Source organism: Novosphingobium mathurense, assembly GCF_900168325.1.
Lineage (GTDB): Bacteria > Pseudomonadota > Alphaproteobacteria > Sphingomonadales > Sphingomonadaceae > Novosphingobium > Novosphingobium mathurense.
Window position 1 is genome coordinate 664,934 of sequence record NZ_FVZE01000002.1, and the last position, 26,061, is coordinate 690,994.

The window sequence follows — 26,061 nt, forward strand, 5'->3', positions numbered from 1 at the left end:
TCAAAGGTCTGACGGGGCAGGCCGACAAGGGCAACCGGAAAATTTTTTTCGATTTGAGTCGTTTTCGGGAACTCTTTCCGTTTCTCCACGTTTGCGCAGTATCACCACTGGCTCCCCACCTCCCCCCGCAACCCGGTGGTGACCCGATCCCGGAGGCCTTCGTTCACCACAGCGTGAACGGAGGCCTCAAAGTTTTCAAAGCATGGTTGTTCCCGGCAAGGCGCGAAAAATTTTTCGCGCCTTACTTTTTTGCAAGCGCGGCTAACGGCATCAATATGATTTTTCTTCAGTTACTTGCCGGAGGAAATCTCGTCACTTGCATGCCTCGCAGTCCATTCCCGGGAACTTTCGCGCTCCGGCTGACGTTGGTTTGCTGAGCGACAACGATGGAGGGTCAAGTAATGTCAGAAGCAGCCCAGGCAGGGAACATTCCCGAGCAAGAGACTGCCACGGCACTCAACGACCGTGATTTCAAACGTGCCCTGGCCGAAGTTGCGCCGCACCTGCGTGCCTTCGCACGCGGTCTGTGCGGATGCCGTGACCGGGCCGACGATCTGGCGCAGGAAGCGATGCTGCGGGCATGGGCGGCCCGTGACCGCTATGCCGCGGGTACGAATTTCAAGGCCTGGATCTTCACGATCCTGCGCAATCATTTCTACAGCGAAGCGCGTCGCGCTCGTTTCCATGGCGAATATGACGAAGTGGCGGCCGAACGCATCCTTCGCGCCCCGGCTACGCAGGAAAGCTCCATCGAACTGGCCGATGTCCTGCGCGCCTTGACTGCCATTCCCGAAACCTATCGCGAAGCACTGATCCTGGTTGCTGCCGGCAACCTTTCCTACGAGGAAATCGCCGGGATCTGCGACATCGCCCTGGGTACGGTGAAGAGCCGCATCTGCCGGGCTCGCGCCATGCTCGCCAATGTCATCGAATCCGGCCAGCTTCCGGATGCGCGTCACGATTTCGTGCTGAAGGGCAATGCCATCGACGCGTTCTTCGAAGAACTGGTCAAGATCGCGAACGCGGATGACGTTGAAAGTCTCGCTGCCTGAAGAGGAATGCCAGACCGTGGGCGCCAAGATATCAGATTGTGCCAAGATCCTGATCGTCGAGGATGAATTCCTGCTCGCCTTGCAGTTGGAAGACATTCTCGCCGACGGTGGGTACGCGGTGCTTGGGACAGTTCCCGATACCGCGTCGCTCGCAAAGTTGGGTGAGGCGCCGGACATTGCGCTGGTCGACCTCAACTTGCGTGACGGTTTGACCGGGCCGGCGATCGCCCGCGACCTGGCCGGACGCTACGGTGCCCGAGTCATCTATGTCACTGCCAACCCTGCACAGATCGACATGCCGGCCGCCACCGCCGTAGGTGTCGTCCAGAAGCCTTTCTCGCGGCAGAGCATCCTGGCAGCCATCACCTATGCACTGGCCGGATGCCCGGAAACCGGGCGGCCGCGCGAACTCGAACCCTTGCGTCAGGTCTGATCCGGCCTGCCGGAAAGGGGCGGGGATGAGCGAATTCTGGCTTCAGGTCCTGCAATACTATGGCGCCGCCGCGGGTACGTTGGCGGCGCTCATCGTTTCGCTCAATCTTGGCCGCAAATGGACCGGAGCGGGCTTCGTGATCTTTGTGACGAGTTCGATCACGCTGATCGCATGGGGCTTCCTCGATGGCGATGCGGCCGGGATCGGCACCCAGAACCTCGTCCTCTTCGTGATCAACTGTATCGGGGTCTGGCGCTACCTGCTCTCCGGTCGGACCGGTCGCGCCGAGCGGGCAGATAACTGAGGTTTCGCAGCGGCTGGCCCTTGGCGTGATCGGTGGCTCGCGGAGATGGGGGCGGTCTCGTCGGACCCAAAGCAAGGGGCGCGGGAAGCGCATGTTCCCGCGCGCCCCTTGATGGCGGTGTGCCTGTTCAGACCGCGCCAACTACGTGATCGCCGGCCGTCGCCGGATCGATGGGGCGGCCGGTGAGCAGGTTGAATGCGCCCTTGACGCCGATATGCGCCGTCCAGACTTCCGCGTCATCGATATCGAAGCGCAGCATGACGACGTTGGGGTCGTCCTTGCCGTTGGGGAACCAGGCTTCGGTCGCGTGGCTCCAGTGCTTGGTGCGCACGGCCGCGTCCGTTTCCTCCACGAGCGTGCCGGAAAGCGAAGCGAAGACATCGTGGCGCAGCGTCGCGACCTGCCCCATGGCCTTGCCGCCCCGGGCAATGCGGTTGCCGCGCTTGGCGAAGAACCAGATTGCGTGATGGGCTTCCTTGTCCAGCTGCGCCGTCATCGGCTCGGCGTGCCCGGCGGCCTCGTTCAGCCGCATCATGACCACGGGGCTCGAATGGAAGGCGTTCCAGAACGTCTTGCGGATTTCCCGATCCATCTGCTTTTCCATGTCACCTCTCCTCGGATTATGTCGATTCAACGCGTCGGGGCCGCTTGCGTTCCCGCATCGCGCAAAGGGCCCTCCCGACGCGGCTGGCAGCGGGAGAGCCCTTTTCTGGCCTGCATTAATGGACGCGTGCAGCAGGCATGCGATACGGCATCGAGCGTTTATTCGCGCTCGTCGCCGGGACCTTCCTTGGCGGCCATCTCCAGTTCCTTCGGCTTGCGCTTCTCGAAGATGGCCGCGATCTTCTTTTCTTCTTCTGCGGACAGGCCCTTGGCCGCCGCGGGGAACATGTCCTCCTCTTCCTCGTCGATATGATGGAGGTAGCGGTGGCGCATGTCCTTGAACTTGGTCAGCCAGGCGCCCGAACTCATGTCTGTGTCCACGAGTTCGGCAAGGAAGTCATCGATTTCCTTGTGTTCGGAAACCGAGTGACGGGCTTCGTCGCGCAAGTCGGGATCGGCCAGCATCGTCGCGTAGAGCGATTCCTCCTCGGCGGCGGCATGGGCCTGCAGTTCCAGGCGCAGCTTCTCGAACAGGTCGCGGCGTTCCTCGGAATCGCCCTGCGTTTCGCCCAGCTGTTCGAGCATCTTGCGATGACGGTCGTGGTCGGCCTTGAGGTCCAGGAATATGCGTGCGTCTGCCATGGATCAGTCCTTGCATCTGTTTGGTGCGTGTTTGGCGCAGCATTTCTGCGCTTGCCTGAACTGAAAACGACCGAAGCCCCGGAGATGTTCCTTTGTGAAGCGGGGGCGGCGGGCAGCGGACGCGAAAACGCTGCACTTCGCCGATTGCCCCCGATCAGTTCCTTCCGGCCTCTTCCCTGCTGGCCGTGCGGCCCTGCAGCAGCCGTGCGATCGCAGAGCGGACTTCGCGCTCGCCGTAAGGCTTGGTGACCACCGGGACGCCCCTGAACGCGCCGGTCTGCAGCGAGCGTTCGCCGTAGCCGGAAGCGAAGATGAAAGGCACGCCGCGGTCCTGCAGCGCATCGGCGACGGGCTCACTGGTGTCCTTGCCCAGGTTGATATCGAGCATGGCGAAAGCGATCTTCACGTCCTCGATCGTCTCGAGCGCAGCCGATACCGAACCGGCGATCCGGCAGTCGGTAAAGCCGAAAGAGCGAAGCACGTCCTCGGCTTCCATGGCGATGATGACGTTGTCTTCGACGATCAGGGCCGTGCCGGTCATGAGATGTCCTGCCATGTCGGTGGCCGCAGGCGGCTCTCCTTGCACTTCGCGATGCGCGGCTGAAGGCGTTGCGAAATTCGAGACGTGATCGGCGGGAATCAGGAACATCGCGCGCAGGCCATCTTCGGGATAGGCCACCGAGGCGGAGCCGCCCAGTTCGTGGGGAATGGTTCGCTCGATGATCGTCGAGCCGAAGCCGCGCCGCGTCGGCTCGGTAACCGGCGGACCGCCGCTTTCGCGCCAGTCGATCTCGAGCGAACCGTCATCGCCGTGGCTGAGTACGATGTTCACGGTGCCCGACGAATCCGACAGTGCCCCGTACTTGCACGAATTGGTCATCAGCTCGTGGACGACGAGGGCAAGCGTAGTGAAGGCACCGGGAGCGATGAGCGCATCGGGGCCGTCGATGACGACCCGGTCGGCACTGTTCGAGGCATAGGCCGCGGTCTCGGTGCGGATCAGTTCGTAGATCGAGGACGGCGACCAGTCGGTCATCGTCACCTGGTCGTGGGCGCGGGCGAGGGCGTGGATGCGGCTGCCGACGATCTCGGCAAACTCGTCGATCGAGCTTGCGCCTTCCTTGCTCTGCGAGACGAGGCCGCGGATCAGGTTGAGGATATTGCGCACGCGGTGGTTGAGCTCTGCGATCAGCATATCCTGCTGCTGGCTTGCCTGCTCGCGCTCGATGTTGGCGGCGTCGGCAAGGCGCAGGACGACTTCGAGCAGGGTGATGCGCAGCGATTCCGCGGCGGAGGTTTCTTCCGAGGTCCAGGGACGGGAATAACCGCGGCGTTCCTCCTTCCATATCTCGAAGCTCTTGCGCGGGGTCAGGCGCGCGCCATTGGGGCCGAACTCGACCGCCTTCTCCGGATTGCCGGCCCAATTGACCTGCCGCAGCTGCTCCTTGCGGAAGAGCACGATGTAGTCGCGCGGGGTGCGCGATACCGGAAGGGCCAGAAGGCCCGCAGCCTTGTCTGCCCATGCACGGGCAGGCTCGAAGATGGCGGTAATGTTGTCCGTCGACCAGACCGTGCTGGCCCCGGCGGTGTTGAGGAAACGGGCCAGTTCGGTGAACTCGGCCTTGTCGGGCGCATCGCCATAGGCGATGAACTGGCCGTCGACGTAGCCGATGACGCCATCGAAATCGATGACCCGGCCGATCGACTCGGTGAACTCGCCGAAGGCTTCGAGCAGGGTCCCGCCGCCAGCCACGCGCGACATGATCTCGTCATGCAGGCGCATCGAATCGGCGCGCTTTTCCAGCGCGAAGTCGGTTTCCTTCTGGTCGAGCAGATAGGCGAAGAATTCGCCGAAAAGCTCGCTGGCGGTGCGCACCGAGTAGGACAGCACCAGTGGCGAGTAGTGATGGCAGGCCATCAGGCCCCACAGCTTGCCCCGGCGCATGATCGACACCGACATGGACGCCTTTACGCCCATGTTGCGCAAGTACTCGATGTGAATGGGCGAGACTGCGCGCAGGCCCGACATAGACAGGTCGAGCGGATCGCCGTTGGGACCGCAGGCGGGGTGGATCGGCACCGTCTGATCGTCGACGTCGCTGATGATCCGCAGCATGTTGCGCGCGTAGAGGCGCCGGGCCTGGGCGGGAATGTCCGAAGCGGGGAAGTGCAGTCCCTTGAAGCTGTCGACCATGCCGTTGAGGCTTTCAGCAACCACTTCGCCAGCGCCGTCGGCTTCGAAGCGATAGACCATGACGCGGTCGAAACCGGTCAGCCCGCGCAAGTGCCGGGCGGCGCTGGCGCACAGCTGTTCGATCGTGGCGGAATTGCGCAGGCGATCGATCATCGGGCGCACATAGCTGACGAAGTCGCGGCGGCGGCCGCCTTCGTGCGGCTCGATCTCGAGGATGTAGGAGCGTCCGGACTGGTGGATGGCAGTGTCGAACAGCCGACCGTCGCCCAGCAGGTCGACTTCGAAGATGCGCTCTACCGTATTGCTGCCGCTCAGGATCTGCAGTCGCGTGCGGATGTCGTGCAGCGCGCTGCCGGACAGGAAGTCCTTGGCCATGAGGCCGATGAGATCGCGCGGATGCCTGCCGAACAGCTCTTCGCAATTGAGCGAGGCATGGTTGATGATCCAGTCGCTGGAGAACGACAGGAGCCAACCGAAGCTTTGGATTCGGCCGATTACGTGAATGGGTTCCAGGTCACAGGTGGTAAGGTCCACCCGATGTGTGTCGTCAGCCATCAGCCCCCGTTTCTGTGGTCTTTTTTCGGCCTGCACTGACGGCGAACGCGCTGGCGAATGATGAAAAGGCGGCGAGCGCGGCGGCCGTGACGGCCTTGCGTTCGCCTTGATCGAATGTCCGGCCTTTCAGCCAGGGCATCAGTGTCTTCCAGACGGCATGGCCACTCTCGTCATCCATGTACCTGCCCGGAGTGTCCGAAGTGGATTGCTCGCCCCAGTAACCCTGCCTGCGCAGGACCGCCATGCCGAGCCGCGAACCGGCAACGACATAGCCCACGCCGACTTGCGCCGACGGGCCCTGGAGCGCCGGATCGACCGCCAGCTGCGGCAGTTCGTCCGGATCGTCGCCGAGCGACCTGAGATCTTCGCTCAGCATCAGCGGGTAATCCGGGCAATCCATGCCCAGCTGGTTCTCCACGAAGTTGCGGAAGACCGGGAAGAGGGGCCCCAAACCTATCGCATGGGCGCTGAGAAACCGGGTCAGCCCGTCCTTGTCGGAAAGGTCCAGCGAGCCGAAAGCACCGTCCAGCTGTGCATGGGCCTGCGCGGTCGCAGCACGCAATTCCGCCAGCATATCAGGCACTTCAACGTTATTCATGGCGGCGTGCATAGCGGACTCGACTTTCGGGACGAAGACCTCCGCAGGGATTGGGCCCACCCGTTCGGTGTGGTTAAAATCGTCAGGCTGCGAAATGTTCCTGCGTAACTCTCTAACAGCATCTTCATGCCCCGTCTGTTCACTATCGCACGCTTCGCGCGGGAACATTGCCTGTCCGTCGGTGTTCACACTTGCGAGCCTGCTGCAAGGTGCCTGCGACGGACGGGAGACGATGACGGCTACTATCACACATGGGGGCAGCAACCTGCTTTCCGCCCTGCGACCCGAGGATCGCGAGCTGCTCGATTCCCATCTCGAAGCATGCAGTTTCGACTCCGGCCACGTTATCTACGATCCGGGCGACAATGTGGAATTCTGCTACTTTCCTCTCGGCTCGGCGTTGTGCTCCTACTTCGTCGAGCTGGATTGCGGCATTGCGGTCGAAACTGTGCTGATCGGCCGGGAAGGGGCGCTGGGCGGTGTCGTCAGCGCCGGGAGCCTGCCATCCTACGCCCGGGCCAACGTCCTGCACGGCGGACGCTTTCTGCGCCTGGACTTGCGGGCTCTCGACCGGCTCAAGCGGGAATCCGGTGCGATTGGGAATCTTTTCGCCCGTTACGCCGATTGCCTGATGGCGCAGGTCTTCCAGTCGATCGCCTGCAATGCCGTCCACACCATAGAGCATCGCGCGGCGAAGTGGCTTTCGGCGGCGGTGGAGCGGACCGGCAGTCACGACGTAACGATGACCCAGGAACAACTCGCCTCGATGATGGGGATCGGCCGCAGCTATGCGAGCCGGGTGCTCCAGCGCTTCAAGCGCGATGGCCTGCTGCGTACGCGGCGCGGGGGGATCGAGGTGCTCGATCGCGAAGCGCTCGTCGCGCGCGCCTGCACCTGCAACGAGCAGGTTTCCGGACATTTCGGCAAGGTCCTCTCCGGCGTCTATCCCGAACACTGATCGCCGCGCCGCGGTCGCGGTCAGCTGCGCCTTTTGACAGTGCGCCTTCCCGTTCCGCTTGCCCTACGCTCCTGTCGAGGGCGCGTTTCTGCGCGCCCGCAGGACATATCGGGAAAGGGAGAGTTTCGATGCGTATCATCGTGGCCGGATGGCTTCGCTTCGACGGCGGAGACGTCTGCGCGCAAGTCGTGCGCGGTGGCGCGCAATTGATTGCCGAGAGCCGCAGCGAGCAGGGCTGCATCGCCTACAACTGGTCGGTCGATCCGCTTGAGGATGGACTGATGCACGTCTACGAGGAGTGGGAAAGCGAACGCGATCTCCTGCTCCATTTCAAGCACAGCTCCTATCTCGAGATGCGCAGGCACCTGGAATCGTTCCGGCTCAGCGCATTCGACATCAAGCTCTATTCGGTGGCCGGCACAGAGCCGGTCTATACCGAAACCGGTGAACCGCGTTCGACCCTGTTCGGCGTGAGCCTCGACTGATGGGCCGATTGCAGGACAAGGTAGCGCTGGTCACCGGGGGTGCGTCGGGCATCGGTGAAGCCATGGTTCGCCGGTTCGTTGCCGAAGGCGCGAGGGTCTGGCTCGCCGACCTCGACGATGAGGCGGGTGAGCGCATCGCCGGCGAAGCCGGAGCCACGTTCGTGCGCCTCGATGTCGCCAGCGAGGCAGGCTGGGGGGAAGCGATGGACCGCGTTCTGGGCCGCGACGGTCGGCTCGAAGTGCTGTGCAACAACGCCGGGATCGTCCTCAACAAGCCGATCGACCAGACCGACCTGACAGGATGGGAAAGGACCATGGCGGTCAACGTCACCGGGCCGATGCTGGGTTGCCGTGCCGCGATTGCGGCCATGCGCGGCCTGCCGGAAGGGCGTTGCGGATCGATCGTCAACACGGCCTCGACCACTTCTCTGCTCGGCCTGGCCTTCGATGCCGCCTATACGACGTCGAAACATGCCGTGGTCGGCCTTACCCGCTCGATCGCGGCCTGGTGCGCGCAGGAGAAGCTGCCGATCCGCTGCAATACGCTCCACCCGGGAACGACGCTGACCGCGATCCTTTCCGGCCACATCGCCGCTGCTCCCGAACTCAAGGACGTGTTCGACGGGATGTCCCCGATGGGGCGCATGGCAGACCCGGCCGAGATCGCAAACCTCGCCCTGTTCCTCGCTTCGGACGAGAGCAGCTATTGCACCGGGAGCATGTTCGTCGCCGATGGCGGCCTTACCGCCACGCACCCGGCGATGTAAGGCAGGCTCAGGCCCGCGCCTGTGGCGAGGCGACCCAGCGGATCGCGTTCTCCACAAGGCGGCGATAGACCGGATTGTCGTAAGTCGTCCGGTCGTCGCCCGGCTGGAGATAGACGACCGGGCTGTTGCCTGACTTCAGTGTCCAGCCGATGAGATCGCTGCCCGGCTCGTGCTCCCAGCCCTGATTGTCGAACATGCGTCCCTCCATTGCGGCGGTCGCCGAGTGGAAGCCGTCGCGTTCGAACCGGTGCTCGGCGCGCAGCAGCGGGGTCACGGAATCGGTGAAGACTTCGGCAAGGTAGAGTTCGTCCTTCATCGCGAAGCTGGCGGGGATCCCGGCCATCACCGGATGCGCGGGCGCGGCAACATGCGCCGTGTACTCGACACCATGCCGATAGCCGGAATCGGGGCGAAGCTGCCCGCGAACCTCGCGCGAGCGGTAGAGGAAGGTTCCGCCCAGCGCTTCGGCATAGTCGGGAAAGGCAGGCCAACCGGCCAGCGAATGGTGCAGCGCGACGATGCCTTTGCCTTCGTCGAGCAGGGCGCGAAACCCATCGCGGAATGCCTGGCCGGGGTCGATGATGGCCGGGGCCTCGCTCGGCGCGTCGAAGTCCATGCCCGGCATGTCGTACAGCACAAGGGCGTCGTAGGGCGCCATGCCTTGCGGGTTCATCAGTTGCGCGGCGGCAGGCTGGTCGACCATGGTCGCCGCGATCCCCTCCATTTCCTGAAAGATCGCATCGAAGGCCGTGCGGTCGAAGGGGTGCCCACGCACGGCGACGAGGACCTGCAGCGGTGCGGAATAGCGGATTGTCGGCATCGGCACTCTCTCCTTCCGGTGCGGTCCGCGCTGTCCCGCGTGGATATGCAAGACCCATGTCCTAGCGCTGCCGGCCACCCGGCCACACTGGCAAAAGTCGCAAGCGACCGAGCGCCGCCCAGGGGACTGGTCTTCGCTCCGGACTCGTGTTAGCCTTCAGCGTTCACCGGATAAAAAGTCCGGGAACTGGACGAAAACTCCGGGAGAGGAAGACATGACGCTATTGGATTCCATCGGGAATCGCGTTTGCATGGCAGGCAGCTGGCTCGGCGTTGCCTATATCCTGTACTGGCACCTGATGCGCTGACAGCTGCGGCACAAACCGCGACTTATCAGTCTTTCTCCGCCAGCATCCTTTACTTCAGACCGCCGCCAAGAGCGCGGTAAAGCTCTATGGCATTCGTGCTGCGTACCAGCTGCGTGGCAATCAGGGACCGCTCGGCCGCGTAGTAGCTGCGCTGCGAATCGAGAGTGGTCAGGAAATTATCCACCCCCTTGCTGAAACGCGCCTGCGACAGGCGGCTGGCGACTTGCGCATTGTCGCGCAGGGAAACCTGCGCATCGAGCTGTTCGCCGATGGTGCCGCGCCGCGCGAGGGCGTCGGCGACTTCGCGAAACGCAGTCTGCACGCTTTTCTCGTACTGCGCGACCATCGCATCGCGCGTCGCCTTGGCATAGCGCAGGTTGCCTGCATTCTTGCCGAAATCGAAGATCGGAAGACTGGCGGACGGTGCGACCGACCAGGTCTCGCTGCCGGACTTGAACAGGTTCGACAGCCCCAGACTCATCGTCCCCAGGGCGGCAGTGAGCGAGATGCGCGGGAAGAAGGCTGCGCGTGCCGCGCCGATGTTGGCATTGGCGCCGATCAGCTGATGTTCGGCAGCGGCGATGTCGGGTCTTTGCAGCAGGACGGTCGAAGGCACGTCGGCGGGCAGTTGTCCGATGGTCGCGCCATTGTCGGGCAGGGCTGCGGGCAGCATGGCCGGGTCGAGGCTCGTCCCGGCGAGCAGTTCCAGCGCATTGCGGTCCTGCGCCACTTGCGTTGTCAGCGCGGCAATGTCCGAGCGGGCCTGATCGCGGCTGGTGCGGGCCTGGCTTACTTCGAGCTGCGATGCGACGCCGGCCTTGAAGCGCGCTTCGGTCAGCGCGACGGTCTCGTCAAAGGCCTGCGCGGTCCTGGTCGAGAAGGCGAGGCTTTCGCTGTCTGCGGCAAGCGTCAGCCAGGCCGAAGCGACTTCGGCGACAAGGGTGACTTGCGCCGCATCGCGGTTCGCCTGCGCGGCGAAGAAGTCTTCCTGCGCGGCCTTCGTCAGATTGCGGACCCGGCCGAAGAGATCCAGCTCCCAGGCGGACACGCCGACCGAGGCCGAATACGTGTCCATCCGGCCTGCACCGCCGGCGTTCCCTTGCCCGCCTGCCGCGAAGGGCGACTTCTGGTAGGTCGCGCCGCCGCTGGCGGTGATGCCGGGCAGGAGGCCGGCGCGCTGCACCTTGTAGAGCGCGCGGGCCTGCTCGACGTTCGCCACCGAGATGCGCAAGTCGCGGTTGTTGGCCAACGTCGTGCGGATCACTTCGCGCAGCCGTTCGTCGGTGAAGAAGTCTTCCCATCCCGTGCTCGCCAGATCCTGCGCAGAGCCCTGCAGTGCGGCGCTGTCGTAAGCCGCGCCGGAAGGGCTGTCGGCCGGAACCGGCAGGTCCGGGCGCACGTACTTGGGTGCCATGTTGCACCCGGCGAGAGCCAGGGCGCTGCAGAGCCAGAGCGATCGGGTAACGCGATTCATCGGATCAATCCTGCTCGATGTGTGCTTCGTCGATGGCAGCGGCATGTGCCTCGCGGTTCGGCTGGTCCTGACGGAAGATCCGCTTCACGACGAAGAAGAACAGCGGCACGAGGAAAATCGCCAGCACCGTGGCCGAGAGCATGCCGCCCACGACCGACCAGCCGATGGCGTTCTGGCCACCGGCGCCCGCTCCGCTGGATACCGCCAGCGGCAGCACGCCGAAGATGAACGCGAACGAGGTCATGAGGATCGGGCGCAGGCGCAGCTTGGCTGCCTGCAGTGCCGCTTCGGCGGCGCCAAGGCCGTCGCGCATCTTTTCCTCGGCGAACTCGACGATGAGGATCGCGTTCTTGGCCGAAACGCCGATCGTCGTGATCAGGCCCACCTGCAGGTAGATGCCGTTGTCCAGGCCGACGAAGGTTGCGGCAAGCAAGGCGCCCACGACGCCAAGCGGCACGACGAGAACGACTGCGATCGGCACCGACCAGCTCTCATAAAGAGCGGCAAGGCACAGGAACACGACCAGCAGCGAAAGCGCGTAGAGCATCGGGGCCTGGCTGCCCGACAGCTTTTCCTCGTAGGAAATGCCGGTCCATTCGTAGCCGATGCCGGGCGGAAGTTTGGCCGCCAGCTCTTCCATCGCTTCCATGGCTTCGCCCGTGCTGTAGCCGGGAGCGGCGGAACCGAGGATCTCGACCGAGGAAACGCCGTTGTAGCGCTCGAGGCGGGACGGGCCGTAGCCCCAGTCACTCGACGAGAATGACGCGAGGGGCGCCATTTCGCCTCCGGTGCCACGCACGAAGAGATTGCCGAGCGATTCCGGTTCCGTGCGGAATGCGGAGCCGGCCTGGACGTAGACGCGCTTGACGCGGCCACGGTCGATGAAGTCGTCGACGTAGCTGCCGCCGAAACCGGTGCTGAGCGTCGCGTTGATGTCGGCGATCGAAAGGCCGAAGGCGCCTGCGGCTTCCTTGTCGACGTCGAGCTTGAGCTGTGCGGTGTCCTCGATTCCGTTGGGACGCACCATGGCCAGGCGCTTGTCCTGCGCGGCCATGCCGAGCAGTTGGTTGCGCGCGGCGATCAGCGCTTCGTGGCCAAGGTTGCCTTCGTCCTTCAGTTCGAAGTCGAAGCCGGTGGCATTTCCCAGTGCCGTCACGGCCGGCGGGGCGAACGCGAAGATCTGGCCTACACCGAGCTTGTGGAAGGCCACGTTGGCGCGCTGGGCCAGCGCGGTGACGTTCATGCCCTCGCCCTGGCGTTCTTCCCAGGGGCGCAACTTGACGAAGGCGATGGCCACGTTCTGGCTCTGTCCGGCAAAGCCGAAGCCGCCGATGCTGAGCATCGAATCGACCACGTCCTTTTCGTCGTTGAGCAGGTAGTCGGTCATGCGGTCGACGGTGCGCTGGGTTTCTTCCATCGTCGTGCCCGAGGGCATCATCGCCTGAGCGAAAAGGAAACCCTGGTCTTCATCGGGCAGGAAGCCGCCGGGCAGGCGCCAGAACAGCACGCCCATGCCCACGACGATCATCGCGTAGACGGCGAGCGAGCGCTTCCAGTTGCGCTCCACCCGGCGCAGGCCGTTGCTGTAGCGTTCGACGCCCCGGTCGAACGTGCGATTGAACCAGCCGAAGAAGCCGCCGCGCTCGCCATGATCCTCGCGCGATGGCTTGAGGATCGTAGCGCACAGGGCCGGGGTCAGGATCAGCGCGACCAGCACCGAGAGCACCATCGAGGACACGATGGTGATGGAGAACTGGCGGAAGATGACGCCCGTGGACCCGCCGAAGAAGGCCATCGGCAGGAACACCGCCGAGAGCACGAGGCCGACGCCGACCAGAGCGCCGCTGATCTCGTCCATCGATTTGCGCGCGGCTTCCTTGGGACTGAGCCCCTCGGTCTGGATCAGGCGCTCCACGTTCTCGACGACGACAATGGCGTCGTCGACCAGCAGGCCGATGGCCAGCACCATGCCGAACAGCGTCAGCGTGTTGATGGTGAAGCCGGCGGCCAGCAGGATGGCGAAGGTGCCCAGCAGCACGACCGGGACCGCGATTGTCGGGATGAGCGTGGCGCGCCAGTTCTGCAGGAACAGGAACATGACCACGAAGACGAGGATGATGGCCTCGAACAGCGTGTGTTCGACCTGGCTGATCGAGAGCTGGATGAAGGTCGAGTTGTCGACCGGGTACTCGATCTTGATATCGGCCGGGAACTGCCTGGAGACTTTCGCGACTGCCGCCTTTACGCCTTCGACTGTGTCGAGCGCATTGGCGCCGGGAGCGAGCTTGATGGCGAGGGCTGCGGCCTGCTTGCCCTTGAAGCGGGCGAGGAAGCTGTAGTTGTCGGCGCCGATCTCGACGCGGGCGACGTCTGACAGGCGCACATTGGCGCCGCTCTTGTCGGTGCGCAGGAGGATGTTGCGGAACTGCTCGGGCGTCTGCAGGCGCGACTGCGCGGTGACGGTGGCATTGAGCGCCTGTCCCTCGGGAGCGGGCAGGCTGCCGACCTGGCCGGCGGAAATCTGGGCGTTCTGCGCCTTGATTGCGGCCGTGACGTCCGACACCGTCACCTTGAGGTTGGCCATCTTGTAGGGATCGAGCCAGATACGCATGGCATAGGGCGCGCCCAGCAGCTGGGTATCGCCCACGCCATCGACACGGCTTACCGGATCCTGAAGCTTGGTCGAGATAAGGTCCCCGATGTCGACCTGGTCATGCGATCCGTCTTCGGAATAGAGCGCCATGACCAGAAGGAAGTCCTTGGCCGCGCGCGCCACGCGCAGGCCGGAGCGCTGGACGTCCTCGGGCAGAAGCGGGGTGGCTTGTGCCAGCTTGTTCTGGACCTGGACTTGCGCGGTATCGGGGTCGGTGCCCTGATCGAAGGTCAATGTGATTGCGAGGTTGCCCGCAGAATCGCTTGTCGACGAGAAGTAGCGCAGATTGTCGATGCCCTTCATCTGCTGCTCGATCAGCTGCGTGGTTGTATTCTCGAGCGTTTGGGCATCGGCCCCGGGATAGGCCGTACTGATCGTTACCGCGGGGGCGGCGATGGTAGGGAACTGGGCAACCGGCAGGACCCGCAGGGCGATGACGCCCGCAAGCATGATGACGATGGCGATGACCCAGGCGAAGATCGGCCTGTCGATGAAGTAGCGCGACATGCCGGATCAGTGCTTTTCGGTGGCGGTTGCGGACTTGGCGAGGGCAGGAGCCCTGGCGGCAGTGATCTGCTGCGGGGCTCCCGGAGTGACCGTGGCGCCCGGCTGCACGCCGGACAGTCCCTCGACGATCAGCCGGTCGCCGGGCTTCAGGCCCTCGGTGACGAGCCACTTGTCGCCGATCGGGCGCTCTGCCTTCACCTGGCGCATCTCCACCTTGTTTTCGGCATTGACCACAAGCGCCGTGGCACGGCCCCGCGGATCGCGGCTGATGCCCTGTTGCGGGGCCAGGATGGCATTCTGCTTCACCCCCTCGACGAGCCGGGCCCGCACGAACATGCCGGGCAGCAACATGCCGTCCGGGTTGGGGAAGGTGGCGCGCAAGGCGACGCTTCCGGTCTCGGGATCGACCGAGACTTCGGCAAACTGCAGTCGGCCCTCGATCGGATAAGTCTTGCCATTGGGCAGGATGAGCTTGACGCGGGCGCTGTCGCTCGTCTCGCGGGAAAGACCGCCGCTTGCCAGCGCTTCCTTGAGGTTCAGGATCTGCGCGGCGGACTGGGTTACGTCGACGTAGACGCTGCTGGTGCTCATGATCGTTGCCAGCGGATCGCTCTGTCCGGTCTGGACCAGTGCGCCGCGGGTATAGAACGAACGGCCGATCCGCCCGGAGATGGGTGCCCGGATGCGCGTGAAGTTCAGGTTCACGCGGGCCGAATCCACAGCAGATTTTTGCGATGCAACATTGGCCTTGGCCTGCTGCGCGGCGGCCACGGCATTGTCGTATTCCTGCTTGCTGACGGCGTTGATCTCGACAAGATCGCGATAGCGGTCGGCTTGCAGTTGAGTTGCGCGCACGCTGGCCTGGGCGTTGGCAAGATTGCCTTGCGCCGTGCCCAGGGCGGCCCGGTAGGGCGCGTCCTCGATCTCGTAGAGGACCTGTCCGGCCTTGACGTAACTGCCCTCGGCGAAAAGACGCTGACGGATCACGCCGCTGATCTGCGGACGAACTTCAGAAGTTTCAGAAGCTTGTATGCGGCCCGGCAGGTCCGTCGTCAGTTCCACCTGTTGTTCGGCAAGCTTGACGACGCCGACTTTCGGCGCCTGGGGCTGCGGCTGTTCGGACGAGCTGCAGCCAGCCAGAAGAGCCAGCGCGAGCACCATGGAGGAGGCGTTCTTAAAGGTCATGTTCACCCTGGGGGGATCAAGGATCTATGGAATGAACGTTCATTCCACTTGCAGCCCTCTAAACACTCTGCCAATGTAAGGTCAAGCAGTTTGGAGGGGAATTTGACCGACAATTGTGCGGTGCAACAGAAATTGACCGCGGCGGACAGGGTGGTCTTTGCCGCGCGCAGGTTGTTTGCGGAAAGGGGGTTTCACCAGACGGCCATGGCCGACCTGGCGAAAGAGGCCGAAGTCAGCGTCGGTGCCATCTATCGCGTGTTCCCCAGCAAGCAGGATATCATCCGTGCCATCATCGAGGCCGATACCGCGCGCCTGCTTGTCGAACTTACCTCGGATGTCTGCCGCATCCGCAAAGGCGAGGCGACGATCGGAGCCGTGCTGGAGGATATGATTGTGCGCAGCAGCGTCGAGAAGGATTCGGCGCTGATCCACGAGGTGCTGGCCGAAGGGCATCGCAATCCGGAAGTGGCCGAGGCCATCCGCGCCATCAACCTGCAGTATCGCGCGATCTTCCGCGAAATGGCCCTCGTCGCCAATCCCGATCTGCACGAACCGGAACTCGACGGTGCCGAAGAACTGCTGCTTGCCTGCCTGTTCTCTTCCGGTCACCGCGAGTTGACGAGCTGCCGCCTCAGTGCGCGGGAATCCGCTCGGCTGGTGACCGGTCTGATCCTGCGCGGGCTTGGATCAGAGGCGTGAAGTCATGAGCGCCGGCGGGCCACGAAGGCCGCGGCGCGTTCCTCGAATTCAGGGGCGGTGAAGGCTGCGGCGAAGAGGTCGAGGGCGCGCTTGTCGTCCTCGATCTGTCCGTCGCGGGCCCAGCGGATCATCCGCTTGAGCCCCTTGAGGCTGTAGGAGGCATTGGCTGCGATCGTAGCGGCAAGGGCATGGGCGCTCTCGGCCAGTTCCTCGATCAGTCCGATGCGCAAGGCTTCCTCGGCATCGAGCAGCCCGCCGGTATAGAGCAGGCGGCTGGCCTGTCCCGGACCGACGAGATCGACCAGCAGCCGGGTGTCGTGCAGCGGATAGACGATGCCCAACTTGGCCGGCGTTACCCCGAAGCGCGCGCGCCGGGTCGCCAGCCGCATGTCGCACGCGAGCGCGAGGCCCAGCCCTCCGCCGATGCAATCCCCGTCGACGAAGGCGATAGTCGGCATGGGCGCGCGGGTCAGTTCGTACTGGGCTCGGTTGATCGCTGCCTGGTTGGCTGCAAGCCAATCAGGGTTTGCGCGATTGTCGAGCATTTCGGAGATGTCGGCCCCGGCGCAGAACATGCCCGGTTGGCTGCCGGTCAGCACCATGACCTTGACTGCGCTGTCGCTGGCTGCCTGGGCAACCAGTTCCGGCAGGCGTGCCCACATGTCCTGCCGGAAGGCATTACGGCGTTCGGCACGGTCGATCTCGATGCGGGCGACAGCGCCTTCGCGGAAAAGGTGGAGGGACATGGACGAACTCCGGTTGATGAAGTGAGGCCTTCGGCCCGGACCCGATTGGTATTCCTGCCTTTGCGGGAGCGAGTGGCGAGGGTGGGAATACCCGCAGCGGGCTCAAGCGGCGAGGCCGCTGGCCGATGCGAGGTGTGCGGGCAGGCTCGTGCGCAGGGCTTCGACCATGGCGCTGACCTTGGGCGAGAGGTGACGGCGCTGGGGATAGACGGCCCAGATCGGCTCTTCCTCGGGGTTGAGGTCGGGCAGGACGGGTTCCAGCCGCCCTTCGCCGAGGTGGTCGCCGAGATAGAAGCGCGGGACCTGGCAGATGCCCATGTCGGCCAGCGCTGCCTCGATCAGGGCGTTGCCGCTGTTGCAGCGCCAGCGTCCCTGCGGGCGGAAAGTCGCATTGGCCTTGAACTGCCACTGGGCGGTCGATCCCACGAGGCATTCGTGCCGGCGCAGGTCCTCGATGTCCTTGGGGCGACCGTGGCGGGCGAGATAGGCCGGAGAAGCCAGTGTGATCAGCGCGCGCGAGGCTACTCGCGTGGCGACGAGCCGGGAATCGTTCAACTGGCCGGTACGGATGGCGAGATCGTAGCCATCGGCGATGAGGTCGACGACGGCATTGTCGAGATCGAGCGTGATCGTCAGCGAGGGATAGGTCGTCGACAGCTCGCGCACGATCGGGGCCACGAACTTCTCCCCCAGCGCGTAGGAGCAGGTGATGCGCAAGTGGCCGCTCGGCTCGCCTTGCGAGGCAATCGCAGCGATAGCCTCGTCGCGCTCCTCGATCAGGCGCTTGCAGGTCTCCAGAAAGATCTGCCCTGTTTCGGTCAGGCGCAGCGAGCGGGTCGTGCGGTGGAGCAGCTGGGCCTGCAGCCGGCTTTCCAGCCGCGCGAGCGAGCGGCTCATGTGCGTCACCGAGGCGCCATAGGCCTGCGCCGCAGCCGTGAAACTGCCCAGCCGTGCGACCATTGCAAACTCTTCGATACCGTCCCAGTTGGCCAGCACCATTATCTCCGTACTGTGATAATCCTTTTCCTGCGGGGCGCTTTATCACAGTACCTGCGAGTCCTACAAAGCGCTTCGATCAAGAGGAGTTTGCGCACATGAAGACCCGCGCCGCAGTCGCTTTCGAAGCGAAGAAACCGCTGGAAATCGTCGAAGTCGACCTGGAAGGCCCCAAGGAAGGCGAAGTCCTGGTCGAAATCATGGCGACCGGTATCTGCCACACCGATGCCTACACGCTGGACGGACTCGATTCCGAAGGCATCTTCCCCTCGATCCTGGGCCACGAAGGCGCCGGCATCGTGCGCGAAGTCGGCCCGGGCGTCACCAGCGTGAAGCCGGACGACCACGTTATCCCGCTCTACACGCCGGAATGTCGCCAGTGTAAGTCGTGCCTCTCGGGCAAGACCAACCTGTGCACCGCGATCCGCGCGACGCAGGGGCAGGGCCTCATGCCCGACGGCACCAGCCGCTTCTCCTACAAGGGTGAGAAGATCTTCCACTACATGGGCTGTTCGACTTTCTCGAACTTCACCGTGCTGCCCGAGATCGCCGTCGCCAAGATCCGTGAGGACGCGCCGTTCCAGACCTCGTGCTACATCGGCTGCGGCGTCACCACCGGCGTCGGTGCCGTGACCAACACAGCCAAGGTGCAGGTCGGTGACAACGTCGTCGTCTTCGGCCTGGGCGGCATCGGCCTCAACGTGATCCAGGGCGCCAAGCTGGCCGGCGCCAACAAGATCATCGGCGTCGATATCAACCCCGACCGCGAGGAATGGGGCCGCAAGTTCGGCATGACCGAGTTCCTCAACGTCAAGGGCATGAGCCGCGAGGACACCATCGCCAAGATCCTGCAGATGACCGATGGCGGCGCGGATTACACCTTCGACTGCACGGGCAACACCGAAGTGATGCGCACCGCGCTCGAGTGCTGCCATCGCGGCTGGGGCGAATCGATCATCATCGGCGTTGCCGAAGCGGGCAAGGAGATCGCCACCCGCCCGTTCCAGCTCGTCACCGGACGCGTCTGGAAGGGCACGGCATTCGGCGGGGCCAAGGGCCGCACCGACGTGCCCAAGATCGTCGACTGGTACATGAACGGCAAGATTCAGATCGACCCGATGATTACCCACGTCCTCTCCCTTGAAGAAATCAACAAGGGTTTCGACCTGATGCACGCGGGTGAGAGCATCCGCAGCGTAGTCGTCTACTAAGCATCAAGAGGGAACAGCCCGATGTTCACGCATGTCATGGTCGGAACCAACGACCCGGCGAAGGCCAAGCAGTTCTACGACGCCGCCCTCGGGGCACTGGGGATCGGCGAAGGCATGGCCTTCGGCGACCGCGTCTTTTACCAGAGCCCGACCGGCGCCTTCGGCGTCGGCAAGCCGGCCGACGGCAATGCGGCATGCCATGCCAATGGCGGGACCATCGGCTTCGCTGCCGCCACCAGGGAAGCCGTGGACGCATTCCATGCCGCCGGCCTTGCCAATGGCGGTAGCGACGAAGGTGCGCCGGGCAAGCGTGCGCAGGCCCCGGGCAATGCCTATGGCGCCTACTTGCGCGATCCGTGCGGCAACAAGATCTGCGCCTTCACACAGTTGCCCGAGGGCGAGTGAGACCGTGACCCTGGAAACCGTTTCGACGAACAAGTCCTTTGGCGGCGTCCAGGGCGTCTATCGGCATCGGTCCGCGCAGACGGGGACGGAGATGACTTTCTCCGTCTTCGTCCCGGGCCATGCCCCGGGCGCCAGGCTGCCGGTCCTGTGGTATCTTTCGGGGCTCACCTGCACCCACGCCAATGTCACTGAAAAGGGCGAATTTCGCGCCGCCTGCGCTGAGCATGGCGTGATTTTCGTCGCGCCCGATACGTCGCCGCGCGGTGACGATGTGCCGGACGACGAAGCCTATGACTTCGGCAAGGGCGCTGGCTTCTACGTCGACGCGACGCAGGAACCCTGGGCGAAGAACTTCCGCATGCGTTCCTACATCGAGCAGGAACTTGCCGAGCTGGTTGCCGCGAACTTCCCGGTCGATATGGATCGGCAGGGCATCACCGGTCACTCGATGGGCGGCCACGGCGCGCTCACGATCGGCCTGCGCAATGCCGGGCGTTTCCGTTCGGTGAGCGCCTTTTCGCCGATCGTATCGCCTTTGTCCTGTCCCTGGGGCGACAAGGCCCTGACCGGCTATATCGGCAGCGACCGTGCGAACTGGCGCGAATACGATGCCTGCGCTCTGATCGAGGACGGCGCACGCTTGCCCGACCTGCTGGTCGACCAGGGCACGGCGGACGGGTTTCTCGAGGAACAGCTGCGCACCGATCTGCTTGCGCAGGCCTGCGAGAAGGCGGGCCAGCCTGCAACGATCCGGATGCAGGAGGGCTACGACCACTCCTATTACTTCATCTCGACGTTCATGGCCGAGCATGTCGCCTGGCATGCCGAACGCCTGAAAGCCTGACGGGAGGGGAACATCGCGGGGTGCTGATGCGTTTTTCCGGAGCAATCCGCCGGAGGAACCAGACGCGCGATGACCCATCCCGATCGTGAGGACGTAAGCAGGGAGCTTGCGCAGGACGAAGCCGGGCTGAGTCGCCGCGAAAGGTCGCAGGTCAAGGACAGTCAGCGGCTTTCGGCCCTGACTGTCTTTTCCGTCATCCGGCGCGAGGGCGAAGAGGAATTGCACCGCCCCGCCGCCTCCCTGTGGTGGTCGGGGATCGCTGCGGGCTTCGGCATCTCCACGTCGGTCCTGTGCCAGGGACTGCTTTACGAGGCATATGAAGGCCATCCCCAGCGCGAGATCATCGCCGCCTGGGGCTATGCGATGGGCTTCATCCTCGTCGTGCTTTCACGCCTCCAGCTATTCACCGAGAACACCCTGAGCGTCGTGCTGCCCCTGCTGGCCGGGCCGAACGGCACGCGGCTCTACCGCACGGGGCGGCTGTGGCTGATCGTTCTGCTGGCGAACATGATCGGGACGATGGCGAGTGCGATCATTGCCGTCATGATCGGCTCGCCCGACAGCGGGCTGACCGCCGCCATGCTCGAGGTATCGCGCCACGCCGCGGAAAGCCGGGGCATGGAAGCCTTGCTCAACGGGGTTCCGGCCGGTTTCTTCGTGGCCGCCATCGTCTGGATGCTGCCCAGTTCCAAGGGGTTCGAAATCATCGTCGTCGGCCTATTCGCGTGGTTGATCGCGGCAGGCGGTTTCACCCATGTCATCGCCGGATCGACCGAGATGTTCATGCTGGCGCTTCATGGCGACTTGAGCTTCGGGCAGGCGATCGGCATGCATCTGCTGCCAACCCTGATCGGCAACGTCATCGGCGGGACCGGGCTGTTCGCCCTGCTGGCCTATGGCCAGATCCAGGCGGAAATCTGAGCCTTCGGGCATGGCCTTTCGCAGCCCATGGCCTATCACGGTGGCATGACTGACGAAGACAGGAATGGATCGAGCGGCGCGGCTCTGATCGGCGCTGAGCGTAATCCCTATACGACAGGTGCCGGCGAGCCGTGCGAGGTCACCATACCCGTGGAATCGCCCATCGCCATCGAGACCAACGGCATCGCCTACGCCGTGATGATGGCGACCCCCCTCGACATCGAGGATTTCGTCACCGGCTTCCTGATGGCCGAAGGTCTCGCGCAAGTCGGTGAGGTGGGCGAGGTGGCCGTCCACCGCGTCGAGAGTGGCGAGTGGGGCGAAGGCTACGTTGCGCGGGTGAACCTGCCCGAGGCTCGGCTCGGTCCCGTTCTCGAACGCGCACGCCGCCGGGTGGGTGACAGTTCCTGCGGGATCTGCGGGATCGAGGGCGTCGAAGCCGCGCTGCGCCCGCTACCCCGGTTGCCGACCGCGCCGCCCGTGCGCCCTGAAGCCATCCGCCTTGCGCTGGGCTCCCTGCGCGAGAAGCAGGAGCTGGGGCGGCGCACTTCGGCGACGCATGCCGCGGCCTTCTGCACCGCCGAGGGCACCGTAACGCTCGTGCGCGAGGACGTCGGCCGCCACAATGCGCTGGACAAGCTGGTCGGCGCCATGGCGCGATCGGGCATCGACCCGGCGCAGGGCTTCATCGTCGTTACCTCGCGCTGTTCCTATGAACTGGTCGAGAAAACGGTGCGGGCCGGTTGCCCGCTGCTCGTGGCGATTTCCGCGCCGACCGACCTTGCAGTGCGCCGGGCCCGGGCCTCGGGACTGAACCTTGCCGTGTTGGCGCGGGACGACACGATGCTGTGGATCGGGGCGGAAGAGACGGATTCGAGCAAGCGTTGATGCGATCCGACCAAGGGCGGCGCCCGGGGGCCTGTTTTCCTTGTACTCGGCCGGTACCAAACCTAACTTCACAGCGACTTGGTGCATTTCGCAGGCAAGAAGGTGACAGTACATGGCGGTAGCGACGGATCAGGCTTCTGAAGAGCTCAAGCTGACTCCACCCGATCCCGTGCCCGCCGTGAAGCCCGAGAAGGCTGCCGGTCTCGTGCCGGTCGACGAGGAGCAGAAGTCCCGCCTGCAGGTGCGTGTCGACGAATTCGTCGAGGACCTGGTCGCGCAGGATTCCAACTCGCCCGAGTTCGGCCGCCGGGTCGACCAGATCACCAACATGGGCCGCAAGGAAATCGCCGAGGCGGCCGGGCAGTCCAACCGCTTTCTCGACCGCCCGATCCGGGCGATGGACGAGACGACCGGCGTCGGCGCGGATCTCGCCGAGTTGCGGCGCACGGTGGAAGATCTCGACCCGTCGACGCGGGGCGACCTCACCACCCGCCGCAAGCTCTTCGGGATCATCCCGTTCGGCAACAAGCTGCGCCATTATTTCGACAGCTACAAGAGCGCGCAAAGCCACATCAGCGCGATCCTGACGCGCCTGCAGGGCGGCAAGGACGAACTGCTGATGGACAATGCCGCCATCGACGTCGAGCGCCAGAACCTGTGGAAGGCGATGGGCAAGCTCGAACAGATGGTGTTCATGTCCAAGGCCCTCGACGAGACGCTCGAGCAGAAGGCGGCGGACCTCGATCACACCGATCCGGCCAAGGCCAAGGCCGTTCGCGAAACCGCGCTGTTCTACGTCCGCCAGCGCACGCAGGACCTGCTGACGCAGATGGCGGTCACGGTGCAGGGCTACCTGGCGCTGGACCTCGTGAAGAAGAACAACGTCGAGCTGATCAAGGGCGTCGACCGGGCCTCGACCACCACGGTCGGCGCGCTTCGCACCGCCGTTACCGTGGCGCAGGCGATGACCAACCAGCGTCTCGTGCTCGACCAGATCACTGCGCTCAACACGACGACCGCCAACATCATCGATGCCACCGGGCAGATGCTGAAGGACAATTCCGCGCAGATTCACCAGCAGGCGGCCAGTTCGACGATCCCGCTGGAGACGCTCAGCCGTGCGTTCCAGAACATCTACGACACGATGGATTCGATCGACACGTTCAAGCTTCAGGCTCTCGACAGCATGAAGCAGACGGTCACTTCGCTGGAAGGCGAGATCGGCAAGTCGAAGGCCTATATCGCCCGGGCGCAGGGCCAGTCCGAAGGAGCGGCAGCGGGCGACGGCAAGGCGGTCAAGTCGATGCTGGAGGCACTGGACTAAGCCGCGATGGCGCGAGGCCGATCCCCAGTCCAACAAGAGATAATCCGTGCCGCCCGCAGGCAGCGCGCGGCGCGGCTCTACAATGCGCGCAAGGAGCGCTGGCGCTTTCGCTGGCGGCGCATCCGCCGCGCTTTCCTGGCGTTGGCGGTCTTCCTGATTGCCGCGATCGGCACCGGCATATTCATGGATGGCCTGTCCGACACGACCTGGCTTTTGACGATGCTGCTGGGCTTCATCGTTTTCGTGGTCCTGTCCATCTACCCGGCAACGCCCCGACCCAGGGCCGACCAGCTTTCGGGCGTCGAACTGGCCGAACTGGCGGGATCGACCGAACTGTGGCTGGAGGCCCGCCGCCGGGCGCTGCCCAATGCTGCGATCGACGCCATCGACATGATCGGCGTGCGCCTCGAACAGCTCGCGCCGCAGCTGGCCACGCTCAACGAGAGCGGACCGGCCGCGCGCGAAGTGCGCAAGTTGCTCGCCGAACATTTGCCCGGGCTCGTCGACAGCTATTCCCGTATCCCGCCGGCCCTGCGCAACAAGGAGCATGCCGGGAGCACGCCGTCCGAACAGCTCGTCGACGGGCTATGCGTCATTGCCGATGAAATCGAGGCGATGAGCCATGACCTGTCGCGCAACGACCTCGACGCACTGGCGACACGCAACCGTTTCCTGGAAACGAAGTACATCGACCAGGGCTGAGACGAGTCCGAGCCGGGGGTTGCCCCCTTGGCTTTGAAGGCGTTACCCTCGCGTCACGCAAAACAAGAAGGAGGACGCGTGGCCCAGGTTGATATCGAACGGATCGAGCGAGACATCACCGCCGTATCGAGGTTCGGTTTCAACGAGGCTGATGGCGGCGTCTACCGACAGGCCTTCACGCCAGAAGACATGGCCGCCCGGGCGTGGCTGCGCGAGCAGTTCGAAAGTCTGGGCATGACCCACGAGATGGACGGTGCAGGCAACGTCATCGGTCGTTACGGCCCTGCGGACATGCCCGCAGTGGTGATCGCCTCGCACCTCGATTCCGTCCCGGCCAGCGGCATGTTCGACGGTGTTCTGGGCGTGATCGCCGGGCTCGAGGTGGTTCGTACGCTCAAGGAGAACGGCGTCGAACCCGCCTTTCCGGTCGAAGTCATCGCCACCAGCGAGGAGGAAGGCCGCTTCGGCGGGATGCTCGGCGCGCAGGCGCCGTCCGGGCACCTGACGCGCGAATGGCTGGACAGTGCCGCCGACGAGCACGGCCTGATGCTGCGCGATGCCATGGCGGCGGTCGGCCTCGATCACCTCAAGGCGCTGCACGCCTACCGTCGGCCCGAGACGATCCGTGCCTTTCTCGAACTTCACGTCGAACAGGGACCGGTGCTCGATACGGAAAAGATCACCATCGGCATCGTCGAGGGCATTTCCGGCGTCTTCAAGTGGAAGGTGCGGCTCATCGGCAAGGCCGACCATGCCGGTACCGCGCCGATGGACATGCGCGCCGATGCGCTGATGGGCATGGTCGATTTCGCCCATGAAATCCCGCGCATCATCGACGAGGAGGGCACCGACAAGAGCCGCGTCACCATCGGCCATGTCGCGTGCAAGCCGGGTTTCCCCCACACGGTTCCGGGCGAGGTGGACTTCACCATCGTCGGGCGCGACCTCGATCACGACAAGATGAAGGCTCTGGCCGAAGCCTGCGAGCGCGTGCTGTCGGCGATTGCCCGCAAGCACAAGCTGCATTTCGAGTACGAACAGATGTCCTGGCTCGAGCCCGCCTATTGCGACCGCGCGATCATGGACCTGATCGAGGACCAGACCAGGAAGCTCGGATACAGCTACAAGATCATGCCTTCGGGCGCTGGCCACGATGTCCAGTTCTTCTGCGAACATACGCGGGCCGGGCTGTTCTTCGTGCCGAGCGTGAAGGGCGTCAGCCACGCACCCGACGAATGGACCCACTGGTCCGATATCGAGCGCGGAACGCAGTTGCTCTATGAATGCGTTACCGAGCTGGCCTGCAACGAGGCCGCCTTGTCGGATCGGTCGGAGGTGGAGCGCGCCTGACAGCGATCGGGTTGCGATAAATGCAAGTTGTGTGACATATAATGCAACTTGATACGAAGGGGGGAATTCGTCATTTTGCTGCAATGCAAAACGCAAATATGACTACGGTGTCGCCAGAACGGTCGATCATTGAGGCCATCGCCCTCAAGCGCCTGATCGTTGCCATATACAATGGCAGCGAGATGGAACTTGCCCCGCATCAGTTGTTTGAGCGGCATGGAGACCTTTTCGTCAGCGCGCTGAACCCGCGCAAGAACTGGCGCAGCGACGAAGAGCGTCGCCTCGGCCATTTCAAGGTCGACGGCTTGTCCAACATTTCCGTGACGGAAGAAGGCTTCGAACCCCTGCCCAACTTCGACGGCAGCCTGCCGCGTCCCGACGACAAGCAGCTCTTCGCCGTCGGAACCGACTGACGGGCGTGGGCTGGCCATCCGGGCC

Annotated in this window: 26 protein-coding genes; 16 read left to right on the top strand and 10 right to left on the bottom strand. The window is 64.2% G+C overall.

What is annotated here, in order from left to right:
* Window positions 1-401: 401 nt before the first annotated feature.
* Genes B5483_RS10000 through B5483_RS10010 form a run of 3 tightly spaced genes read left to right on the top strand, consistent with a single transcriptional unit; the run spans window position 402 to window position 1,789 of the window.
* Window positions 402-1,052, top strand: a complete 651-nt coding sequence (locus tag B5483_RS10000) for a sigma-70 family RNA polymerase sigma factor (protein ID WP_054945974.1) — start codon at window positions 402-404, stop codon at window positions 1,050-1,052.
* Window positions 1,027-1,485 carry a response regulator gene (locus tag B5483_RS10005; protein WP_079730205.1) on the top strand — a complete coding sequence of 153 codons (459 nt, stop codon included), beginning with the start codon at window positions 1,027-1,029 and terminating at the stop codon, window positions 1,483-1,485. Before B5483_RS10000 ends, B5483_RS10005 begins: the two co-directional genes overlap by 26 nt.
* A gap of 25 nt (window positions 1,486-1,510) precedes the next feature.
* Entirely contained in the window at window positions 1,511-1,789 is a 279-nt protein-coding gene (locus B5483_RS10010) for a hypothetical protein (RefSeq protein ID WP_079730206.1), read from the top strand.
* Between the two features lie 127 nt (window positions 1,790-1,916).
* Here B5483_RS10010 and B5483_RS10015 read toward each other — a convergent pair whose 3' ends face one another.
* The 4 genes from B5483_RS10015 to B5483_RS10030 form a co-directional block, all read right to left on the bottom strand.
* Window positions 1,917-2,393: a pyridoxamine 5'-phosphate oxidase family protein gene (locus tag B5483_RS10015; RefSeq protein ID WP_231634621.1), complete on the bottom strand. Its 477-nt coding sequence runs from the start codon at window positions 2,391-2,393 to the stop codon at window positions 1,917-1,919.
* A 158-nt stretch (window positions 2,394-2,551) separates the two neighbouring features.
* The gene (locus B5483_RS10020; RefSeq protein WP_079730207.1) at window positions 2,552-3,034 is read right to left on the bottom strand and encodes a hemerythrin domain-containing protein; all 483 of its coding nucleotides are present in this window, start codon (window positions 3,032-3,034) and stop codon (window positions 2,552-2,554) included.
* 154 nt (window positions 3,035-3,188) lie between these two features.
* The gene (locus B5483_RS10025) at window positions 3,189-5,783 is read right to left on the bottom strand and encodes an HWE histidine kinase domain-containing protein (RefSeq protein WP_079730208.1); all 2,595 of its coding nucleotides are present in this window, start codon (window positions 5,781-5,783) and stop codon (window positions 3,189-3,191) included.
* On the bottom strand, window positions 5,776-6,549 hold the full coding sequence (locus B5483_RS10030) for a biliverdin-producing heme oxygenase (protein WP_079730375.1): 774 nt from the start codon (window positions 6,547-6,549) through the stop codon (window positions 5,776-5,778). The genes B5483_RS10025 and B5483_RS10030 overlap by 8 nt, the downstream gene beginning before the upstream one ends.
* Before the next feature lie 64 nt (window positions 6,550-6,613).
* Between B5483_RS10030 and B5483_RS10035 the strand changes: the two genes are divergently transcribed.
* From B5483_RS10035 to B5483_RS10045, 3 genes are all read left to right on the top strand, one after another.
* A complete protein-coding gene (locus B5483_RS10035) occupies window positions 6,614-7,339 on the top strand; it encodes a Crp/Fnr family transcriptional regulator (RefSeq protein ID WP_054946031.1) in 726 nt (241 codons plus the stop codon).
* Between the two features lie 128 nt (window positions 7,340-7,467).
* Entirely contained in the window at window positions 7,468-7,824 is a 357-nt protein-coding gene (locus B5483_RS10040) for a putative quinol monooxygenase (protein WP_079730209.1), read from the top strand.
* Window positions 7,824-8,591, top strand: coding sequence for an SDR family oxidoreductase (locus B5483_RS10045; protein WP_079730210.1), 768 nt, complete (start codon window positions 7,824-7,826; stop codon window positions 8,589-8,591). The genes B5483_RS10040 and B5483_RS10045 overlap by 1 nt, the downstream gene beginning before the upstream one ends.
* Before the next feature lie 7 nt (window positions 8,592-8,598).
* On the opposite strand, the gene B5483_RS10050 is transcribed toward B5483_RS10045, so the two are convergent.
* The 4 genes from B5483_RS10050 to B5483_RS10065 form a co-directional block, all read right to left on the bottom strand.
* The gene (locus B5483_RS10050; protein ID WP_079730376.1) at window positions 8,599-9,411 is read right to left on the bottom strand and encodes a ThuA domain-containing protein; all 813 of its coding nucleotides are present in this window, start codon (window positions 9,409-9,411) and stop codon (window positions 8,599-8,601) included.
* Window positions 9,412-9,767: 356 nt separating this feature from the next.
* Window positions 9,768-11,192: an efflux transporter outer membrane subunit gene (locus B5483_RS10055; protein ID WP_079730211.1), complete on the bottom strand. Its 1,425-nt coding sequence runs from the start codon at window positions 11,190-11,192 to the stop codon at window positions 9,768-9,770.
* A gap of 4 nt (window positions 11,193-11,196) precedes the next feature.
* Entirely contained in the window at window positions 11,197-14,352 is a 3,156-nt protein-coding gene (locus tag B5483_RS10060; protein WP_079730212.1) for an efflux RND transporter permease subunit, read from the bottom strand.
* 6 nt (window positions 14,353-14,358) lie between these two features.
* Window positions 14,359-15,537 carry an efflux RND transporter periplasmic adaptor subunit gene (locus B5483_RS10065; protein WP_139383951.1) on the bottom strand — a complete coding sequence of 393 codons (1,179 nt, stop codon included), beginning with the start codon at window positions 15,535-15,537 and terminating at the stop codon, window positions 14,359-14,361.
* Between B5483_RS10065 and B5483_RS10070 the strand changes: the two genes are divergently transcribed.
* Window positions 15,418-16,236: a TetR/AcrR family transcriptional regulator gene (locus B5483_RS10070; protein WP_245828918.1), complete on the top strand. Its 819-nt coding sequence runs from the start codon at window positions 15,418-15,420 to the stop codon at window positions 16,234-16,236. The genes B5483_RS10065 and B5483_RS10070 overlap by 120 nt on opposite strands.
* 2 nt (window positions 16,237-16,238) lie before the next feature.
* Here B5483_RS10070 and B5483_RS10075 read toward each other — a convergent pair whose 3' ends face one another.
* Entirely contained in the window at window positions 16,239-16,982 is a 744-nt protein-coding gene (locus B5483_RS10075; protein WP_079730214.1) for an enoyl-CoA hydratase/isomerase family protein, read from the bottom strand.
* Between the two features lie 102 nt (window positions 16,983-17,084).
* Complete coding sequence (locus B5483_RS10080) at window positions 17,085-17,981, bottom strand: LysR family transcriptional regulator (protein ID WP_054945986.1); 897 nt, start codon at window positions 17,979-17,981, stop codon at window positions 17,085-17,087.
* Between the two features lie 95 nt (window positions 17,982-18,076).
* On the opposite strand from B5483_RS10080, the gene B5483_RS10085 reads away from it, so the two are divergent.
* The 9 genes from B5483_RS10085 (at window position 18,077) to B5483_RS10125 (ending at window position 26,036) form a co-directional block, all read left to right on the top strand.
* Window positions 18,077-19,189, top strand: coding sequence for an S-(hydroxymethyl)glutathione dehydrogenase/class III alcohol dehydrogenase (locus B5483_RS10085; RefSeq protein WP_054945987.1), 1,113 nt, complete (start codon window positions 18,077-18,079; stop codon window positions 19,187-19,189).
* Window positions 19,190-19,210: 21 nt separating this feature from the next.
* Window positions 19,211-19,594, top strand: coding sequence for a VOC family protein (locus B5483_RS10090; protein ID WP_079730215.1), 384 nt, complete (start codon window positions 19,211-19,213; stop codon window positions 19,592-19,594).
* A gap of 4 nt (window positions 19,595-19,598) precedes the next feature.
* A complete protein-coding gene (fghA, locus tag B5483_RS10095) occupies window positions 19,599-20,438 on the top strand; it encodes an S-formylglutathione hydrolase (RefSeq protein ID WP_079730216.1) in 840 nt (279 codons plus the stop codon).
* A 69-nt stretch (window positions 20,439-20,507) separates the two neighbouring features.
* Entirely contained in the window at window positions 20,508-21,359 is an 852-nt protein-coding gene (locus tag B5483_RS10100; protein WP_079730217.1) for a formate/nitrite transporter family protein, read from the top strand.
* 45 nt (window positions 21,360-21,404) lie between these two features.
* On the top strand, window positions 21,405-22,247 hold the full coding sequence (gene fdhD / locus B5483_RS10105) for a formate dehydrogenase accessory sulfurtransferase FdhD (RefSeq protein WP_079730378.1): 843 nt from the start codon (window positions 21,405-21,407) through the stop codon (window positions 22,245-22,247).
* A 112-nt stretch (window positions 22,248-22,359) separates the two neighbouring features.
* Complete coding sequence (locus B5483_RS10110) at window positions 22,360-23,571, top strand: toxic anion resistance protein (RefSeq protein WP_079730218.1); 1,212 nt, start codon at window positions 22,360-22,362, stop codon at window positions 23,569-23,571.
* A gap of 6 nt (window positions 23,572-23,577) precedes the next feature.
* Window positions 23,578-24,273, top strand: coding sequence for a hypothetical protein (locus tag B5483_RS10115; RefSeq protein WP_079730219.1), 696 nt, complete (start codon window positions 23,578-23,580; stop codon window positions 24,271-24,273).
* A 78-nt stretch (window positions 24,274-24,351) separates the two neighbouring features.
* Window positions 24,352-25,623 (top strand): Zn-dependent hydrolase, encoded by a 1,272-nt coding sequence (locus tag B5483_RS10120; protein WP_079730220.1) that lies wholly within the window; start codon window positions 24,352-24,354, stop codon window positions 25,621-25,623.
* Between the two features lie 41 nt (window positions 25,624-25,664).
* Window positions 25,665-26,036, top strand: a complete 372-nt coding sequence (locus tag B5483_RS10125) for a WYL domain-containing protein (protein ID WP_231634624.1) — start codon at window positions 25,665-25,667, stop codon at window positions 26,034-26,036.
* The last annotated feature ends 25 nt before the right edge of the window (window positions 26,037-26,061 follow it).

Bases quoted from the DNA above. Each gene is read 5' to 3' on its own strand.
- B5483_RS10000 (WP_054945974.1), top strand. From the start codon at position 402: ATGTCAGAAGCAGCCCAGGCAGGGAACATTCCCGAGCAAGAGACTGCC.
- B5483_RS10005 (WP_079730205.1), top strand. From the start codon at position 1,027: ATGACGTTGAAAGTCTCGCTGCCTGAAGAGGAATGCCAGACCGTGGGC.
- B5483_RS10010 (WP_079730206.1), top strand. From the start codon at position 1,511: ATGAGCGAATTCTGGCTTCAGGTCCTGCAATACTATGGCGCCGCCGCG.
- B5483_RS10015 (WP_231634621.1), bottom strand. From the start codon at position 2,393: ATGGAAAAGCAGATGGATCGGGAAATCCGCAAGACGTTCTGGAACGCC.
- B5483_RS10020 (WP_079730207.1), bottom strand. From the start codon at position 3,034: ATGGCAGACGCACGCATATTCCTGGACCTCAAGGCCGACCACGACCGT.
- B5483_RS10025 (WP_079730208.1), bottom strand. From the start codon at position 5,783: ATGGCTGACGACACACATCGGGTGGACCTTACCACCTGTGACCTGGAA.
- B5483_RS10030 (WP_079730375.1), bottom strand. From the start codon at position 6,549: ATGTTCCCGCGCGAAGCGTGCGATAGTGAACAGACGGGGCATGAAGAT.
- B5483_RS10035 (WP_054946031.1), top strand. From the start codon at position 6,614: ATGACGGCTACTATCACACATGGGGGCAGCAACCTGCTTTCCGCCCTG.
- B5483_RS10040 (WP_079730209.1), top strand. From the start codon at position 7,468: ATGCGTATCATCGTGGCCGGATGGCTTCGCTTCGACGGCGGAGACGTC.
- B5483_RS10045 (WP_079730210.1), top strand. From the start codon at position 7,824: ATGGGCCGATTGCAGGACAAGGTAGCGCTGGTCACCGGGGGTGCGTCG.
- B5483_RS10050 (WP_079730376.1), bottom strand. From the start codon at position 9,411: ATGCCGACAATCCGCTATTCCGCACCGCTGCAGGTCCTCGTCGCCGTG.
- B5483_RS10055 (WP_079730211.1), bottom strand. From the start codon at position 11,192: ATGAATCGCGTTACCCGATCGCTCTGGCTCTGCAGCGCCCTGGCTCTC.
- B5483_RS10060 (WP_079730212.1), bottom strand. From the start codon at position 14,352: ATGTCGCGCTACTTCATCGACAGGCCGATCTTCGCCTGGGTCATCGCC.
- B5483_RS10065 (WP_139383951.1), bottom strand. From the start codon at position 15,537: ATGACCTTTAAGAACGCCTCCTCCATGGTGCTCGCGCTGGCTCTTCTG.
- B5483_RS10075 (WP_079730214.1), bottom strand. From the start codon at position 16,982: ATGTCCCTCCACCTTTTCCGCGAAGGCGCTGTCGCCCGCATCGAGATC.
- B5483_RS10080 (WP_054945986.1), bottom strand. From the start codon at position 17,981: ATGGTGCTGGCCAACTGGGACGGTATCGAAGAGTTTGCAATGGTCGCA.
- B5483_RS10085 (WP_054945987.1), top strand. From the start codon at position 18,077: ATGAAGACCCGCGCCGCAGTCGCTTTCGAAGCGAAGAAACCGCTGGAA.
- B5483_RS10090 (WP_079730215.1), top strand. From the start codon at position 19,211: ATGTTCACGCATGTCATGGTCGGAACCAACGACCCGGCGAAGGCCAAG.
- B5483_RS10100 (WP_079730217.1), top strand. From the start codon at position 20,508: ATGACCCATCCCGATCGTGAGGACGTAAGCAGGGAGCTTGCGCAGGAC.
- fdhD (WP_079730378.1), top strand. From the start codon at position 21,405: ATGACTGACGAAGACAGGAATGGATCGAGCGGCGCGGCTCTGATCGGC.
- B5483_RS10110 (WP_079730218.1), top strand. From the start codon at position 22,360: ATGGCGGTAGCGACGGATCAGGCTTCTGAAGAGCTCAAGCTGACTCCA.
- B5483_RS10115 (WP_079730219.1), top strand. From the start codon at position 23,578: ATGGCGCGAGGCCGATCCCCAGTCCAACAAGAGATAATCCGTGCCGCC.
- B5483_RS10125 (WP_231634624.1), top strand. From the start codon at position 25,665: ATGCAACTTGATACGAAGGGGGGAATTCGTCATTTTGCTGCAATGCAA.